The 16,183-nt window shown below is 40.5% G+C and carries 16 protein-coding genes; 5 read left to right on the forward strand and 11 right to left on the reverse strand.

The window, feature by feature from the left end; all coding sequences use genetic code 11:
* Positions 1–139: 139 nt before the first annotated feature.
* Positions 140–757: a cell wall hydrolase gene (locus ACJ9PY_RS21350; RefSeq protein WP_411738944.1), complete on the forward strand. Its 618-nt coding sequence runs from the start codon at positions 140–142 to the stop codon at positions 755–757.
* 204 nt (positions 758–961) lie between these two features.
* Here ACJ9PY_RS21350 and ACJ9PY_RS21355 read toward each other — a convergent pair whose 3' ends face one another.
* From ACJ9PY_RS21355 to ACJ9PY_RS21370, 4 genes are all read right to left on the reverse strand, one after another.
* Positions 962–1,180 carry a hypothetical protein gene (locus ACJ9PY_RS21355; RefSeq protein WP_063575226.1) on the reverse strand — a complete coding sequence of 73 codons (219 nt, stop codon included), beginning with the start codon at positions 1,178–1,180 and terminating at the stop codon, positions 962–964.
* 469 nt (positions 1,181–1,649) lie between these two features.
* Complete coding sequence (locus ACJ9PY_RS21360; RefSeq protein ID WP_053536221.1) at positions 1,650–2,054, reverse strand: YbaN family protein; 405 nt, start codon at positions 2,052–2,054, stop codon at positions 1,650–1,652.
* A 187-nt stretch (positions 2,055–2,241) separates the two neighbouring features.
* Complete coding sequence (locus ACJ9PY_RS21365; protein WP_411738945.1) at positions 2,242–2,886, reverse strand: MBL fold metallo-hydrolase; 645 nt, start codon at positions 2,884–2,886, stop codon at positions 2,242–2,244.
* 218 nt (positions 2,887–3,104) lie between these two features.
* Positions 3,105–3,650, reverse strand: coding sequence for a TetR/AcrR family transcriptional regulator (locus ACJ9PY_RS21370; RefSeq protein ID WP_095393386.1), 546 nt, complete (start codon positions 3,648–3,650; stop codon positions 3,105–3,107).
* 270 nt (positions 3,651–3,920) lie between these two features.
* Here ACJ9PY_RS21370 and ACJ9PY_RS21375 point away from each other — a divergent pair, with 270 nt between their 5' ends.
* Positions 3,921–4,970, forward strand: a complete 1,050-nt coding sequence (locus tag ACJ9PY_RS21375; RefSeq protein WP_411738946.1) for an alpha/beta hydrolase — start codon at positions 3,921–3,923, stop codon at positions 4,968–4,970.
* Positions 4,971–5,276: 306 nt separating this feature from the next.
* Positions 5,277–6,443: an MFS transporter gene (locus tag ACJ9PY_RS21380; RefSeq protein WP_411738947.1), complete on the forward strand. Its 1,167-nt coding sequence runs from the start codon at positions 5,277–5,279 to the stop codon at positions 6,441–6,443.
* A gap of 430 nt (positions 6,444–6,873) precedes the next feature.
* Here the strand turns inward: ACJ9PY_RS21380 and ACJ9PY_RS21385 are convergent, their stop codons facing one another.
* From ACJ9PY_RS21385 to azlC, 3 genes are all read right to left on the reverse strand, one after another.
* Positions 6,874–7,020 (reverse strand): hypothetical protein, encoded by a 147-nt coding sequence (locus tag ACJ9PY_RS21385; protein WP_411738948.1) that lies wholly within the window; start codon positions 7,018–7,020, stop codon positions 6,874–6,876.
* A 72-nt stretch (positions 7,021–7,092) separates the two neighbouring features.
* The gene (locus ACJ9PY_RS21390; protein WP_063575223.1) at positions 7,093–7,425 is read right to left on the reverse strand and encodes a branched-chain amino acid transporter permease; all 333 of its coding nucleotides are present in this window, start codon (positions 7,423–7,425) and stop codon (positions 7,093–7,095) included.
* Positions 7,422–8,177: an azaleucine resistance protein AzlC gene (azlC, locus tag ACJ9PY_RS21395; RefSeq protein WP_095679027.1), complete on the reverse strand. Its 756-nt coding sequence runs from the start codon at positions 8,175–8,177 to the stop codon at positions 7,422–7,424. The genes ACJ9PY_RS21390 and azlC overlap by 4 nt, the downstream gene beginning before the upstream one ends.
* Positions 8,178–8,365: 188 nt before the next feature.
* Here azlC and ACJ9PY_RS21400 point away from each other — a divergent pair, with 188 nt between their 5' ends.
* Positions 8,366–9,754, forward strand: a complete 1,389-nt coding sequence (locus ACJ9PY_RS21400; RefSeq protein WP_053536227.1) for a PLP-dependent aminotransferase family protein — start codon at positions 8,366–8,368, stop codon at positions 9,752–9,754.
* Positions 9,755–10,227: 473 nt separating this feature from the next.
* Here the strand turns inward: ACJ9PY_RS21400 and ACJ9PY_RS21405 are convergent, their stop codons facing one another.
* Together ACJ9PY_RS21405 and ACJ9PY_RS21410 are read right to left on the reverse strand one after the other, a co-directional pair.
* Entirely contained in the window at positions 10,228–10,914 is a 687-nt protein-coding gene (locus tag ACJ9PY_RS21405; RefSeq protein WP_411738949.1) for an MBL fold metallo-hydrolase, read from the reverse strand.
* Positions 10,915–11,090: 176 nt separating this feature from the next.
* Positions 11,091–11,540 (reverse strand): NUDIX hydrolase, encoded by a 450-nt coding sequence (locus ACJ9PY_RS21410; RefSeq protein WP_369315316.1) that lies wholly within the window; start codon positions 11,538–11,540, stop codon positions 11,091–11,093.
* Between the two features lie 229 nt (positions 11,541–11,769).
* Between ACJ9PY_RS21410 and ACJ9PY_RS21415 the strand changes: the two genes are divergently transcribed.
* Entirely contained in the window at positions 11,770–12,177 is a 408-nt protein-coding gene (locus ACJ9PY_RS21415) for a hypothetical protein (protein ID WP_411738950.1), read from the forward strand.
* Positions 12,178–12,217: 40 nt separating this feature from the next.
* On the opposite strand, the gene ACJ9PY_RS21420 is transcribed toward ACJ9PY_RS21415, so the two are convergent.
* Both ACJ9PY_RS21420 and ACJ9PY_RS21425 read right to left on the reverse strand, forming a co-directional pair.
* Entirely contained in the window at positions 12,218–15,388 is a 3,171-nt protein-coding gene (locus ACJ9PY_RS21420) for a bifunctional cytochrome P450/NADPH--P450 reductase (RefSeq protein WP_411738951.1), read from the reverse strand.
* Positions 15,389–15,457: 69 nt separating this feature from the next.
* On the reverse strand, positions 15,458–16,033 hold the full coding sequence (locus tag ACJ9PY_RS21425) for a TetR/AcrR family transcriptional regulator (protein ID WP_034304153.1): 576 nt from the start codon (positions 16,031–16,033) through the stop codon (positions 15,458–15,460).
* Between the last annotated feature and the right edge of the window lie 150 nt (positions 16,034–16,183).

The following is a 16,183-nucleotide window of genomic DNA, read 5'->3' on the forward strand; positions in this document are numbered from 1 at the left end:
GGTACCCAGAAAACAGATGAATTTGTCTGAAGACCCCCTAAAATTTTGGTTTAAAATAGTAATAATGTAATATAAATCTATTTTTCTTGTATGATAAGGTAGAATAGTAGGAAAATGAATCGAAGGGTGGTATTACTTGATGGTAAATGTAAAAAAAATGTCGTTTGTTATTTTTATTTGTTTCATGTTTCTTATACCCAATTCAACCTTTGCTCAAGAAGTTTTACACAATGGAAGTCAAGGACAAGCAGTTTATGACTTACAAGAAAATTTAAAGGAAATGGGTTACTTTAACAGGCAACCAACAGGGTATTATGGTTCAATTACTGATCATGCGGTGAAACAACTTCAACTAGATTCTGGAATATTGCCAGATGGAGTTTTTGGAAACCAAACACAACAAAAATTAAATAGTATTGAAATGATGGCCAGGGTTGTTCATGGAGAAGCTCGAGGAGAAACTTATGAAGGAAAAGTAGCTGTCGCTGCAGTAATTTTGAACCGAATGTCAGCGTCAGGTTTTCCTAAAAATACTTACGATGTTATTTTCCAGACAAATGCTTTTACAGCTGTACATGATGGGCAATATTATTTGACCCCAAATAGCCATTCTTATCGAGCTGTTATTGATGCATTACAAGGTTGGGATCCTACTCATGGTTCTGTTTATTATTATAATCCGATGTCGGCAACAGATGAATGGATTTTCACAAGGGAAACAGTCATTAAAATAGGCAACCACTTATTTGCAAAGTAAAACTAATCTACATACATATTGAGGAATGATATTTATAGTTTCGAATTATTAATATCCCATTATCTATGTCGTGGAGTATAGTTGAAAGGTCGGACAGTATTTGCCCGACCTTTTTGGCGGTACACCAGAAGAAAAATCCTGCCCCTTTTGTTCCATAAGAACTGATCGACATAGCTCTTTATAGAAAATGCAAAGCCCTGGACTTTACATCCCCCTACTTATAGGGGCTTTTTCATGAGTACAGAGCAGGTATTGCCGGAATACATCATTAAAATATCCTACATCAATAATTGCTTTTTCTCCTTTATAAGGGCATTGAATATGCGTCAGCTGAAGTGATTCATTTATGATGACCAGGTCTATTGCGTCTAATTCTTTTTTGCAGCACGAACATTTCACAGCTAGTAATTTTTCTTTTTCCATTAAAGAAGCCCCCTTTTATAAATAGGTATTCTTTATGTCTAGTTGCTAATCCTACCTGTTCACACAACCGTCAAAAATTCCTTTTTCCATTAAGTATTCAGTTGGTTCATCATAGCTTGTTTAACTAACCTGCCGCGATAATCCCATAAGAAAAAGCTGCCTTAAAGGCGCTCTAACCTTCAGCTAACGCACCCATTATTTGCAAAAAAACCACCATTCGGTGCTTTGGTTCTCAACTTATGTACCTGTTTGTTGAATAAACTTTTATAATCCATTACCCTGGAATACCATTCTCATTAAAGCAAACGATATAACCCCTAAATATTTTTTCATGATTCCCCACCCTTCTTTACCAAATTTATATATATGTATTTTTTTATTATTGAAATATCCTACTTCTTTAGAACCATAAGAAAAAGAGCTGCCGAAGCAACTCTCTTATTGCAGTTAGGACCCGTTATTTGATGGTTCAAAAAGATCCTTGTTTCGTACCGTTTCGGTCAATTGTCTTAATTTTTTTAATGAAATAATAATGTTTGTAGAGGGCGAGTACGACCAATAAGATTTTCACCAATAGGATGTCCACATAAAATACAGAAATCACGATGAAGAAATCGGCAATTAAATTGATTCTTATTTTCTCTCTTCGGGTCATGCCTTTTTTTTGAAGGAATGCTTCAACGTATTTTTCATATAATGAGGTGCTCTTGAACCAGTTTTCAATCGACTTGGAGCTTTTAGCAAAGCAAAAGGCAGCAAATAAGTAAAACGGACCGCCTGGCAGAACTGGTAAAACAGTCCCTGCGATACCAATCAAAAGAGATATGGCCCCAAGAAGAAAGAATAGGATACTTTTTACTTTTTTTATTGTCATCACCTTTTTATTTATATTCTATCTCCTTATAACGTAAAGAGGAAGCTTAATTGATTCAATTCATTGATTAGTATCTTCCCTTTTTGTTCTTGAACTAACCTGCCCTTTCGTTATTAACAGGATCTCTTATCATTCGCAACATTTTTTAGACATCGCAATCATTGTGATCCACATCGCAGCCTTATATTCATTCATAGAGCATGGTAACGACACCAGCATATTCCGGCAAATTTTCTTTGGAAATATCCAATGTCTTAACTTCGGTTGTCCGCTTTCCGGAAATCTGAAGAAACTTATCTACCTTTGAAAACATCAAGCCAACAACCGACAATGACTTTGTTCTATAATGCATGGGAATCGTAATAGTAGATTTCAATTGACGCATTACTTGAGTGGCCTCTAAGGCATTAATCGTGACTGTACCTCCTACAGGAATGATGAGAACATCCACTTTTCCAATTTCATTTACTTGTTCTTCTGATAATAGATGCCCTAAATCTCCGCAGTGACAGATGGTCAGATCGTCCATTTGGAAACGATATAAAATATTGGGACCTCTCTTCTCGCCATTTACCTTGTCGTGAAATGTCTTAAATCCTCTAATTCTTACATCTTCGCGGATGTATTCCTTCGGCTCATTTACAAGCAAGTAATCACCTGTTGCAGCTTGAAATTTATTGTGATCGAAATGATTATGGGTAACGGCGACTATATCTGGTTCAACGCTTGGCATACGGTAACGGATGAAGCGATAATATGGATCAATAAGAATCCTGGTTCCTCTTTCGGATGTTAGTAAAAAGGCAGAATGTCCAAACCATTTTATTTTCATACTAAAATTCTCCTTACTATGCAATTGATTTAAAATCAAGCAACTTTTAAGGAACCTTGGACTACAGTTAAAAATATATTCCATTTATTATAATTCCACTATCCTGTAATAGTCCTTCTACACCCATCTATCCCTTTTGTTCCATAAAAAAGAGATGCCTTAAAGACACCCCTTTGCGTCAAGAGACCACTATCCCAGGTAAGTTTCTCATTAGCTAGTTATACAATCCTCTCTAACAAATCCCCCACTTTTTCTGCCATGACACGAGGTGGATAAGGCATTCCATTCTTTAACCACCATTCCACTACCCCTACGTATGCGTTTGCAACAAATTGAACAATTACATCTTCATTTTGATCGGCATTTTTCCCTTTTGTTATGTCCACATCTTTCTTGAACTCTTCGATATTGAACTTAAGGAACTGACTGCGAAAATATGGAGCTCCTTCACTCGCTAACATCGTCGAAAAGAATAAATAATTGCTCTTAAAATATTCCATACAGTGTACAGTCGATTCTATATAATCCATTTCAGTTGCCGATTCACAAAAATTACTCATGTTGTTTATATGTTCTTCCATGATTTTATCTAATAGATCAAATTTATCTAAGTAATGTAGATAGATGGTTCCTCGATTAACATTTGCTCTGTCTGCAATATCCTGAATGGTAATGTCATCAAAACTTTTTTCGGACATCAGTTCAATGAGAGCCTTTTTAATGGCTTCTTGGCTTTTGGTTATTCTTCTGTCTACTTTCGGCATGGTTTGGTCACCAAACTTTCCTAAAAATAATCAACAATTTTTATTGATTTGTTGTGTAATCAACGAATTGCATTCATTTAACCATTGAGAGCATTCTGTTTCTATTTAATAATTATAAACAGATGTTAATTAATCAATCAATGATGCTTTCTTTTTGAACGAGGGCAAAGTACACCATGATAGTCACCAAAGAATTTTTTTCAAAACAAAAATAAGAAAGGGTGTTGTTTTAAAAATGAAAAAAAAACGATTATCAGGCGTGTACTCACATTGATAGCACTGGGCTTGCTTTTATCCGTGACCATCATTGCACCCAAGACCGGCGTTGGCGCTGCATACACGTCAGACATGACGAATGGGGCAGACAACTTTTACAAAAGCAACAAGGTAACCATCAAGAAGGTTACGTTTAAAAACCAATACAACATGAATGTCGCAGGGAACCTTTTCATACCCAAAGGTTTGAAGAAGAACACCAAAAATCCCGCGATCATTGTCGGGCATCCTATGGGCGCAGTAAAAGAACAAAGTGCGAATTTGTATGCCGCTAAAATGGCTGAACGGGGATTTGTTACTTTGTCCTTGGATTTGTCTTTCTGGGGAGAGAGTGAGGGTCAGCCCCGCAACGCGGTTTCTCCGGATATCTATGCCGAGGATTTCAGTGCTGCGGTGGATTTCCTAGGCACCCGGCCGTTTGTTGACAAAGATCGGATTGGTGTTCTCGGGATTTGTGGCAGCGGGAGCTTTGCCATCAGCGCAGCCAAGATCGATCCGCGCATGAAAGCCGTTGCGACAGTCAGTATGTACGACATGGGGGCCGCCAACCGTAACGGGCTTAAACACTCGCAGACTCTTGAGCAGAGAAAGAAGATTCTCGAAGAGGCAGCGGAGCAACGCTATGTGGAGTTCACAGGCGGTAAAACCAAATACACCAGTGGGACAGTACATGAACTGAATGAAAACTCAACGGCGATTGAACGCGAGTTTTATGACTTCTACCGCACTCCAAGAGGTGAATTCACTCCCAAGGGCACAACGCCGGAACAGACGACACACCCTACTCTGACCAGTAACGTCAAGTTCATGAACTTTTACCCATTCGAAGACATTGAGACGATTTCCCCTCGCCCGATGCTTTTCATCACGGGTGAAAACGCTCATTCCAGAGAGTTCAGCGAAGACGCCTACAAGCTGGCTGCCGAACCGAAGGAACTCTACATTGTTCCGGGCGCAGGTCATGTGGATCTGTACGACCGGGTGAATTTAATCCCATTTGATAAGCTCGATTCCTTCTTCAAAGAAAATCTGAAGAAGAAATAAGGCCTGTATGAATCGCAGCGAGCTTTTCGTGCCAATGTTACTTTGAGTGAAACCACTGTGTGAGTCCTGTAAATCTTGTCGGGATTCACATTTTTTTGTCTGAATTCCATACGCAATGCATGGAATTCGGACATTTTATAAGGCCTTTGGATATGTCTTATTAAACTAGGGAAAATTGAATCTGGAGTAGACATCAACAGTGATTTTACCGTTACAATTGAAAAAGTTGACCTAATTGATAAATGTAAGATGACTCCTTATCGCTACTAGAAAATGACACTTTCCTGAAAGTAGGAAATCTATTTTATGACTAAACCAAATAACTTACTTATCTTTATATTAACCATCGGTGTTTTCGGAATCATCAATACTGAAATGGGGGTAATTGGCATCTTGCCTTCCATTGCCGATCACTTTCATGTCAGCATCTCAAAAGCAGGATTGCTTGTGAGTCTTTTTGCCCTTGCTGTAGCTGTATCCGGTCCAACTTTGCCGTTATTATTTACGGGGATGAACCGGAAGAAGGTCATGCTGCTTGTGCTAGGTGTTTTCGTTTTGGGGAACATCGTATCCATATTTACAACTAACTTTACCCTTGCATTAGTTGCCCGTATAGTTCCAGCCTTTTTTCATCCGATTTACTGTTCATTGGCTTTCACCGTAGCGGCAGACTCCGTCAGCAAGGAAGAAGCCCCAAAAGCTGTTTCTAAAGTTTTTATCGGAGTATCCGCTGGAATGGTAGTCGGTGTACCCATCGTAAGTTTTATTGCGAATGCCGTTTCGATTGAAATGGCGATGGCATTCTTTGCGATTGTTAATGCGATTGTATTTCTTTCTACATTGATTTTTGTACCATCCATGCCTGTTGAGGAAAAACTTTCTTACGGAGCGCAATTATCCGTATTAAAAAAATCGATTACTTGGCTTTCCATTGTTGCTGTCATTTTATTGAACTCAGCCATATTTGGAGTTTATAGCTATCTTACTGAGTATCTGAAAACTGTTACGAATATGTCTTCGAACACAATCAGTTTAATGTTACTCATTTACGGTGGTGCCAATATTATTGGAAACATCGCGGCAGGGAAGCTGCTTACTAAAAATGCGAACAAAACTGTAGTGATTTTCCCTTTTGCATTGGGAGCAGTTTACATCATATTATTCTTATTTGGACAGTTCACCATACCTATGGCTATCCTTACATTAATTTGGGGGATTTTAGCTGGTATAGGGGGTAATATCAATCAATACTGGATCATGTCTTCAGCCTCCGAATCTCCTGATTTCGCTAATGGACTATTTTTAACAGCGGTTAACTTGGGAACGACAATTGGAGCTGCAGCAGGTGGATTATTCATATCAGAGCTGGGTACACAATACGTGGTATTCGTGGGTTTACTATCATTGTTATTAAGTTCGGTAATGATTTTCCTAAGAAACTACAAGTTTACTCCTGCACAACAACTTTCCTGAGTATGTGCCCACTGCCTAGCCTGCTTGGAGATAAAAGGGGATCCATCTGAATTTTTAAACAAAGTTGAATGGAGCGGGTGTTCGGGACTCCTGCGGGAAAAGCGCGTCCAAGGGAGACCCCGCAGGCGCAAGCCGAGGGCGGACCGCCCGCGGAAAGCGAGTGCCCTACGTTCCAATCAACGTTCATATTTTACACTCCCTCAAAAAAATGTAGGCCATCTTAATTAATATCGCTACAGTCCGAAGCTAGGCATGCCCACTGCCTAGCCTTTTCAGCGATTCAGAATAACCGACCCATTTCAGGATTGCTGGAAAGAGGATTGATTAATGTTTCAATAACTTATAAAGAAATGCATGTAAACTGCACTGCCCTAAAATGCCATAAGAAAAAGCTGCCTTAAAGACAGCTCTGCTCGTAAACTATGAGTGCTTAATTTTGTTCATCAAGTTCTATAAAATAATGATCTTTTCGGTATGACACTGCCTCCATGGCTGCGAACAGGTTTTGCTCATACAGGACGTCTATCCGATAAAATCCTGTCCGATGGTTTCGTTTGACTTCCGTTGCACGGGCCACTATACCTGCCCCTTCCAATTCCATTGATATCAGTAATTGTGATGGGAGTTGGCTGTGCTGATCATTATCTCTTTAAAAAACCAATTGAATCAGCATCATGTAGACAATCGTTCCCCCCGCTATCGAGAGGAGCATCATTTTCTTCCAAATGTGAAGCAGGGCAACTACCGCCACCCCAATAAATTCAGGGATGCCATGACTTCCGGATTGCAGGCTTACATCCTTTAAACAATAAATGATTAAAAGCCCAATTACTGCGGATGGCAGCATTTTACCGAGATACTGTACATACTTCGGTGTGGGTTTACCTGATGGGAAAACGATGAACGGCAGAAACCTTGTAAGCATTGTACCTAAAACTACCATCGCAATTGTAATGATTTGCTGAGTTAAAGTCATTGTCATATGGTTCTCACCTCAACTTTCTCTAACGGCTTTCTAAGTAAGGAAAGTAACCCCAAAATGGCAAACATGGCAGGGATAATGAAGTTGCTTCCGCCAAATATAATTAGGCAGACAGCCGACAGGCCAAGCCCAGCAAGAGCACTATGATGGTTTTTCTCTTTCATCCATTGTTCAATGAAAATCACGACAAAGAGAGCCGTCATAACAAAATCGAGTCCTTCTGTATTGAATTTGACAAAAGAGCCAAAGATGCCGCCAATCGCTGCTCCTATCACCCAATAGCAATGGTTGAGCATTGTCACGAAAAACATGAACCAGCCCTTATCCACATCCTTCGGTACATCAACGGTACAATTGATGGAAAAAGACTCATCGCAAAGCCCAAAAATCAGATACAGCTTTTTCTTACCGGTCCCCCTATATTTATCAAGCATGGATATGCCATAAAACAAATGCCGTGCATTCACCATTAAGGTTAGAAAAAGGGCGTTAATCGGATTGAACGCGACAAGCAATAAATTGGCTGCAATAAACTCCATCGATCCTGCAAATATCGTTAGACTCATCAATATCGGGTAAATCGCGCTGAACCCTAATGAATTCATAAAGATCCCATAAGCGATGCCTAAAAATAAAAAGCCTGCCAAAATGGGCACTGTGTACGGAAAAGCCGCACGAAATGCTGGTATCAGTTGAGTTCGTTTTTTCATATAAATCACATCCTGATGGCTAAATTTATTTAAACTTAACATACAAAATCCGTACAAAAAACAAGTTAATTGTATGGATTACAATTAAAATAAAATTCCCCCATTTCATCAAAATGGGGGAGTCTGATAGGTTAATCACCTTATATTCTTTTAAAGCCGACCGTTTCAATATTAGAATTCCATACAAAAAATGATATGATTGTATGGAATAAGTCTAGGAGAGGTGAAATATGCCAGTAAATTCATTTGACAATTATCCAATGTCCTGGAAACCTGATAAGAACGCATTAAAGCGGCCTTTTTATAAATCTCTCGCATCATTACTTGAACAAGATATAACAAATGGCTTTTTAGCACCCGGAACCAAGTTGCCCCCTCAACGAGAATTGGCAGATTTTCTTGACTTAAATTTCACTACGATTACCCGTTCCTATAAAATGTGCGAGGTAAAGGGATTGATATATGCCGTTACGGGAAGCGGAACCTTTGTGGCACCCAATGCCACTCGTTCCATCACCATTTCCGCGGATAAAACGGCAAACAGCATCGATCTTGGTTTTGTGGCATCTTTTGAGCAAACCAATGATATCGTTTCAGAAACTTTACAAAAAACCGTGAACAAAAGTTATTTGGAGCAGCTGCTCAATTACAACGATCCGACTGGGATTCCACATCAAAAAACAGCAGCTCTAAACTGGATGGAATCTTTCGGCATTCACGCGGATCAAGAGCATATAGCAATCGTTTCCGGTGCCCAAAATGCATTGGCTGTTGCTCTCGCTGCTTTGTTTGAGCCTGGTAATAGAATTGCAACCGACTTATATACCTATTCAAACTTTATCGAGCTGGCAAAGATGTTTCATATTAAGTTAGTGCCCATTCACGGGGACCAGTTTGGAATGCTGCCAGATGAACTTGAAAAGCAATGCTGTCAAACAAATATTGACGGGATATTTCTGATGCCCTCCTGCAACAATCCGACCACAATCATGATGTCGGATATTCGAAAGCAAGAATTGGCAGCGGTCATCCGAAAGCATCGTTTAATTTTGATTGAGGATGATATTCATGCATTCCTGACGGCAGGCATTATCTCCGACTACCGGCAGCCGATGTTCCATTTGCTTCCGGAACAGAGCGTTTATATTTGCGGCACCTCTAAGTCCATATGTTCCGGATTAAGAGTTGCCTATATGGTTTATGGAGAAACATTACGCGAGAAAATTTCCCAGGCCATTTTCAACATAAATGTAAAGACCTCTTCTTTTGATGCAGAGGTTATCACAGAGCTAATCCTATCAGGAAAGGCTCATGAAATTGTTTCTCATAAGAAACGGCTTGCACAGACTGCAAATGATATTTATTCGGAATATTTCCCCTTAAGAAAGGATGTCGGACATCCTCTCAGTCTATATCGTTGGCTTCCAATTAAAGGGCATAACGATGCGTTACAGCTGGAAACCGATTTGAAAAGGCGCGGCATTCGGGTTTTTCATTCCAATCGTTTTCAAAGCGGGCAGACCACCCCTGATATGTATTTGCGTATCGCCCTTTCTTCCACAAACTCATTCGATGAGTTAAAAATAGGATTAGAAATATTAAAGCAGTATTTAGGCTGATTTAAGTCTAGTAAAAAAACATTCTAGTTGAATAGATCGATCGAGACTCCTGCGAGAAAATCGAGTATTAAGGAAATCCCCAGGCGCAAAAGTGCCGAGGGCGAGCACCCGCCGAAAGCGAATGCCTAGAGTGGAAATAAATGTTCAAGTTTTGACAACTTGATTATTATCGAGTTAGTCTACAAATCTCCGGAATGGTCTCACCCCGGACCATTCAAATGAAGACCCGTTTATCCTTCATTAATTTTCACTTTTCGATATGGTATGAAACCTTATTAGATTGAAGAAATTTGCAACACCCCTGCCGAATAACTGGCTAGCCGAAACCCCACAGCCGCTTGCGGTGAGGGGCTTGGCAGACAGTCGGCGGAAAGGGAGCGGATTTCTGAAATCAACTCCGAACGTTTTTTAATAATTGCAGACAGACCCAATTATCGAGTATATCGACAAAAAGAGGTTAAGCAAGGACCCATTTATAAAGTGAATGTCCCGCCATGATAACAGTAGTAGTTTTCAGCTTTTAGATCCTTAATCTTTCTTAAAGACTGTTCTGCTTTCTCGACATTTAAACAAAAATGCGGATTAGCAATGAGCAATTCATGATTCTCTATAACAGCTGCATCACCTGCTATTACACTTTTTAAACGTGGAAAATATAATGAAATATGACCTGAAGTATGTCCCGGTGTTGCTACTACTCTACATTCGTTATCCAAAATCCAATCACCATCATGTACCTTTTCATCAATTGAAACATGCTTTAAATTCTTTAATTGTTGGATAAACCATTTCCCGAATTCGATTTCTTGAATTGGCATATTTTCTAGCATTTCTTCGGCCTGAACCAATCTCTCTGACTTCATTTCACCACTAATATATTTTGACTCCACTTCACTTGCGATCAGGTTAATGTGGGAATACTTTTCCTTGAAATCATATAAGGAGCCTATATGATCAATATCATAATGAGTAATGATAATATTCTTTAACTTCTTCATGTCATAACCATTTTTTAAAAATTCATTTTCAATGAAAGGTAAAAAATTTGGATACCCTGTATCGACCAAGGTTAGTTCATCCTTTGAAATAATCAAGCTAGGATTAATATGATTTTTTTGTCCACTAAATTCAAATTCAATTGGCAGTTCCATTATCTTCATTTTCCTCCCATACACCTCCCGTTCATTCTATATATTTATTCTTCAACTTTTTATTTTAACCCTCCCCTTTAATTGCAAGGGTGCCGTAGTAATTAGCTTATAGGCATATAAAGCAACTATAATTCTGATGAATTTCGCCTTTAAGGATTCAAGTTTCAAAAGGGTACGAGATTCGTTCAAGATCTATGCATTTGACCATTTTTGTAAGTGAATGTATAGTTTCCTTCTTTTTTCAATAAAACCGGCAAGTACTGTGAAACCATCTCAGCAATTCCGAGATTAAGCGGATGAAGTATCCAATCAATGGATTTCCAATCAAGAATGCCTTCCCGCGTTTTTTTCGGTGTTTCATAAATTAAATCCTTATCCGCCATATACAAATATACATATATTCCATCCAATTCACCTTCTGGAGTCTCCCAGGTTACGGTTCCTTTTGAAAAAAAGGACTCAACCTCTATCCCCGTTTCCTCAAATACCTCACGCTGCGCACCCATATCAGGTGTTTCACCTTTCTCGATTTTCCCACCCACCCCATTCCAGACACCCATAATTGGAGCTTTCTCCCGGTTAAGCATAAGAAGTTCATTATTCTTCTTTACAAAACAAACAGTATACTTAAACATTTTAAAAAGAACCCCTTTATCGTTAGTTCTTGCCGCATCATGGCTAAGCTGGTTAATCAGAGTAAAGCAAAAAATACTTAACACAAATATAGTAAGAAGGATCTTGACCAAACATCCCTCACTTCCACTGCCTCCAAAGTATTAACACATTCTCAAATTCTAACAATGAATATAGAATCCGTAAACGCTCTCCGTCATCATTCGAGGTTTGAGCGATATATTCAAGAGTTTGATTGATATATTTGTGAGTTTGGGCGATATATTCAAGATTTTGGGCGATATATTCGAAAGTTTGAGCGATATATTCGAAAGTTTGAGCGATATATTCGAGATTTCTGCTGTTTACTCAGGTATTTGCACTTTTTTAATTAGTTTCGCTGTTTTACTCGTGAATTTGAGCGTTTTACTCGTGAATTCGAGTGATTTACTCGTGAGTTTCCGCTATTTACTCGTGATTTTTGCTGTTTTACTCGTGATTTCGGGCTTTACTCGTGAGTTTCGCTGTTTTACTCGTGAGTTCCCGCGATTTACTCGTGAGTTTCCGCTATTTACTCGTGAGTTTCGCTGTTTTACTCGTGAATTTCCGCTATTTACTCGTGAATTTGAGCGATTTACTCGTGAGTTCGTATTTTCATAAAGAAAGCAGCGATTCCTTTAAGGATCGCTGCTTTTCTTATTTATGCTCCTGCCCAAACATCTTTCGCATATCTGCCATTCTCCTCTAATGATTGCAGCCATTCTGTGGCTTCTTCTCTCTGAGTTTGATAGATATGCATATAGCTGTCAATTATGGTTCTTTCAACATCTGGCGCCATTTTGCTTCCGTCTCCGCAGATGTATAGGTGTCCTCCTTCTTCTTTTAATAAAGGAAGGATGTCATGGGCGTTTTCCGCCAATCGGTTCTGGACATATGTTTTTTCTTGACCGGGACATCTGGAGTAAGCGGTGTGCAGTGTTACAAGGCCCTCTCGTTCGGCTTGGACGAGTTCTTCTTGATAGAGGAAATCGTGTTCCGGATTACGGCATCCAAAGTAGAGGTGGGCCGTCCCTAGCGTTTCACCTTTTTCTTTTAAAGCGCGACGTGATTGTATGAATCCCCTGAATGGTGCAATGCCTGTTCCAGGGCCGATCATGATGATTGGTTTTCCTGTTTGCTTTGGCAGCTGGAAGTTGGATTGCGGCGTATTGATAAAGCAGGCTATTTTGTCTCCTTGGGAGCGTTCTGCCAAATAATTCGATGCAATTCCTTTGTATTCCCCGTTGCCGCTCAAAGCTTCTCCACGGACGACGCTTACGGTGATGCTTGCTTCTCCTTCGTTGTGGAGTGGTGAGCTTGAGATGGAGTAGTATCTTGCTTTTAAAGGTGGCAGTAAAGCCAGGAAACGTTCAAACGGGATTTCACATGCAAGATACTTTTCGATTAGGTCAAGCATGGTTATGCGCTTGTTCAGGATTTCTTGTTTATAGGTATTATCCAATAGAAGATCTTCAAGTTCTTTTACATGTGGAGGACATACCGTATGAGTGGCAAGCGCCCGTATTTGAGACCGGGTGGCGGGTTCTTGGAACTCCACATGGTTTGATAGTAACTCTTCCAGTTTTACCGGTTTTCCTGTAGGAAGATGGGCAGCTTTTCCGGAATCCCCAGTCAGATTCACGTAATCTTGGCCGTTTAGGTTAAATCGATTGAGCACTCGCTCGACAAGTTCCGCTGGATTTTGCGGAAGCACCCCAAGATGATCGCCTTCCTGATAATGTATTCCCTCTGGGAGCGTTAATTCTATATGCCGTGTACTTCTTCCGCTATCTTCATGTTGTAATTCAGTATTCCTTTTTACAATGGATGTAAACGCATGATGGGTGCGGGCAAGCGGTGTGCCGCTCACATCACTTACGAAGTTCATCGTAATCGAGCTGACTTCCCGATCATTCTTATTCACTTCAATGTTCAGGGTTTCGGCAAGATTAGGCCAAAGGGCTTCTGACCATTTCTCGTAATCCCCTTCAAAGTCATCGCTTGCATCCCCATAGCCTGTTTCTGACAGCCGCACTGCTCCTTTTTGTTCCAGCCGCTCATCAATGAGGTTTGGAATGCGTTGGTACGTATTGGCCCAATTCCGGTCCCCGCAGCCGAAGACCGCATAGTGAACACCATCCAATGTTTCACCATGGCTTTCCTTCAGCCATGAAACGAAGTCACCTGCATTATCAGGGGGATTTCCATTATAGGATGCCGTGACTATGAGAACAGCTCCCTCTTTTGGAAGCCGATCGGTATAATCATTTAAAGGGGCAACTTCGGCATGGAAGCCTTGCCGCTTCCCTGTTTCGGCAAGGTCGCGAGCAATCCCTTCCGCTGTTCCCATGTTTGATCCATACAGGACGAGTAATGGTGTTCCATGTACTGATTCGGTTGGAGATACCGCGGCACCTTTTTCCGGAGACTTTGGTTCTGAAGAAGCAACGGTAAACGATAACGCCTTCTTCCTCGGTAAAACGCGCATGGTCAATCCGTCCGGTTTAAGAGTCAATGTTTCTTTAACTTCCAATTGATATTCTTCATGATCGATCAGGTCAAAGTGCTGTAAAACCATGCCAAGTACCAGTGTCGCTTCATGAAGGGCAAACTGCTGTCCGATACAGGCGCGCTGCCCGTTTCCAAACGGTTTATACGCATGATAAGGGATGGAATCCAAATCCTCGAACCGCTCAGGAATGAACGATTCAACGTCATCACCCCAAACGGATGGATCACGGTGAAGCTCGGGAATGAGCAGCGAGAACACATCATCTTTCTTCACATTGTATTTTCCATCCAGCATGGTATCATCTTTTGCATAAACAGAAAACGACGGAGCTGTCGGCCACAGACGAAGCGTTTCATTCAGCACCATCCGGACATATTTCAGCTTTTTCACCTGTTTGTAATCAGGAACATCATCACCCAGCACTTCATCGACTTCCTGCTGCGCTTTTTTTAACTTGTCTCTGTTATTCATGAGGAAATAGATGGCGAACGATAGAAGACCGCTCGTCGTTTCATGCCCAGCTATTAAAAAGGTAATGATTTGGAAACGAATATTTTCATCATCCAGTGATGCACCCGTTTCAGGATCGACTCCTTTCAACATATGGGAAAGAAGGTCATCTTCTCCGTGATCGCCATTTTGTTTTCGTTCGGCAATCAATTCATCCACTAGAGAGAACATATATTGAATGTCTTCCCTGAATTGTTTTTTAGATTTGATCATCAGTTTATCTTGGATGCCAAGCCGCTGCGTTTGGCTCATCGCTTCATCCAGCGCACGCACCATACTGTTGACGAATGGATGGGTGGTCTCCCGATAAAAACTGTTAAAGCGGTAATTGAACCCGCATAGTCCGATCGTATCCAAGGTCAATCGTGTCATATCCTCAGGAACATCTATCTCATCAGCCGGATTCAGGCGAGCCCATTTTTGAATGAGCTGGGTAGCAAGATCCACCATTTTAGCATGATAGCCCCTCATTGCCTGCTGGCTAAAGCTGGGCAGCAGGATGTTATGGGCCTTTTTCCAATTCGGTTCCTTCGTTTCACTTGTGAAGAGACCATCACCGCCAAACGCCCTCACTTTCTGCAGGGCTGGACCGACTTTCTTATCAAATCTTGTTTCATCACATATTTCTTTAGCGAGGGCAGCACTGGAGACGAATGTAGTGATTCGACCCGGAAATTGAAACTGAAAAATCGGCCCAAGTTCTCGTGCCAGCTTCATGAAAGACTGAAGCGGCTTATCCTTATCAATGATAGGCAGGCTGCCTAGGGGGCCATATGTCTTTGGCTGTGGAAACTGAGTTGTATTTTCCATTTTATTAGCACCTCTTTACGATAGTTAGATTGCGGAATGAACATTCATTCCGTTTATATTGAAAGTGTCTCAAACGTGCAATCGCACTGCATCCCAAAAGCTTTCTTCTACATCTGCCAAAAGTTTTGGGTCAGGTTCTAACTCCCCGATGCGAACAAGTCGCTCAAGCTCAAGAAAAGCTCCGTAAATGATGGCAATCAAAGCTGAAGAAGGAAGCTCCTTAATTTCTTTTTTCTCTTTTCCTGAATCAAAGAAGTTTTTGAATATATTCAATAGCCCTTGAAAGCTGGCATGACTATCTTCATTTAAAAAATGGGCTCCACTATGGATTTTAATAAAATAAAGAGCTTGGTCCTGCTCGGTTGTAAAGTGAACCATCGTTTTAAAAATATGGTGAAACTGCGTGCGAATTGAATCATCATGAGGAAATCCATTCTTGACCGTTTCAGTGAAAATATCCAAGTACTCTTGAAAGATCTTGTTGCCCAGCACTTCCTTATTCTCGAAATAACGATAAATGGTACCCGCTCCAACTCCGGCCGATGCAGCAATCATCGGAATCGTCGTCGCATCATATCCCCGTTCTGCGAAAAGCACTAAAGCGCTTTTTACTATACTGTCTCGTTTATTTGCTGCCGTGATCATAATGATCCCCCCTTTTTTCAAAAGATGCGGAATGAACGTTCATTCCTTTAATCCAAGTGTATACCCAATAAAATCCAATCTCAATCGCGCATACTACCCATATTTTGTGAATTCTTTATTAATGGAGGGGGATAAAAGTCTGAAATTATT

This window comes from Peribacillus sp. S4 (assembly GCF_046715815.1).
Lineage (GTDB): Bacteria > Bacillota > Bacilli > Bacillales > DSM-1321 > Peribacillus > Peribacillus frigoritolerans.

Bases quoted from the DNA above. Each gene is read 5' to 3' on its own strand.
- ACJ9PY_RS21350 (WP_411738944.1), top strand. From the start codon at position 140: ATGGTAAATGTAAAAAAAATGTCGTTTGTTATTTTTATTTGTTTCATG.
- ACJ9PY_RS21355 (WP_063575226.1), bottom strand. From the start codon at position 1,180: ATGGAAAAAGAAAAATTACTAGCTGTGAAATGTTCGTGCTGCAAAAAA.
- ACJ9PY_RS21360 (WP_053536221.1), bottom strand. From the start codon at position 2,054: ATGACAATAAAAAAAGTAAAAAGTATCCTATTCTTTCTTCTTGGGGCC.
- ACJ9PY_RS21365 (WP_411738945.1), bottom strand. From the start codon at position 2,886: ATGAAAATAAAATGGTTTGGACATTCTGCCTTTTTACTAACATCCGAA.
- ACJ9PY_RS21370 (WP_095393386.1), bottom strand. From the start codon at position 3,650: ATGCCGAAAGTAGACAGAAGAATAACCAAAAGCCAAGAAGCCATTAAA.
- ACJ9PY_RS21380 (WP_411738947.1), top strand. From the start codon at position 5,277: ATGACTAAACCAAATAACTTACTTATCTTTATATTAACCATCGGTGTT.
- ACJ9PY_RS21390 (WP_063575223.1), bottom strand. From the start codon at position 7,425: ATGACAATGACTTTAACTCAGCAAATCATTACAATTGCGATGGTAGTT.
- azlC (WP_095679027.1), bottom strand. From the start codon at position 8,177: ATGTTAAGTTTAAATAAATTTAGCCATCAGGATGTGATTTATATGAAA.
- ACJ9PY_RS21400 (WP_053536227.1), top strand. From the start codon at position 8,366: ATGCCAGTAAATTCATTTGACAATTATCCAATGTCCTGGAAACCTGAT.
- ACJ9PY_RS21405 (WP_411738949.1), bottom strand. From the start codon at position 10,914: ATGAAGATAATGGAACTGCCAATTGAATTTGAATTTAGTGGACAAAAA.
- ACJ9PY_RS21410 (WP_369315316.1), bottom strand. From the start codon at position 11,540: ATGTTTAAGTATACTGTTTGTTTTGTAAAGAAGAATAATGAACTTCTT.
- ACJ9PY_RS21420 (WP_411738951.1), bottom strand. From the start codon at position 15,388: ATGGAAAATACAACTCAGTTTCCACAGCCAAAGACATATGGCCCCCTA.
- ACJ9PY_RS21425 (WP_034304153.1), bottom strand. From the start codon at position 16,033: ATGATCACGGCAGCAAATAAACGAGACAGTATAGTAAAAAGCGCTTTA.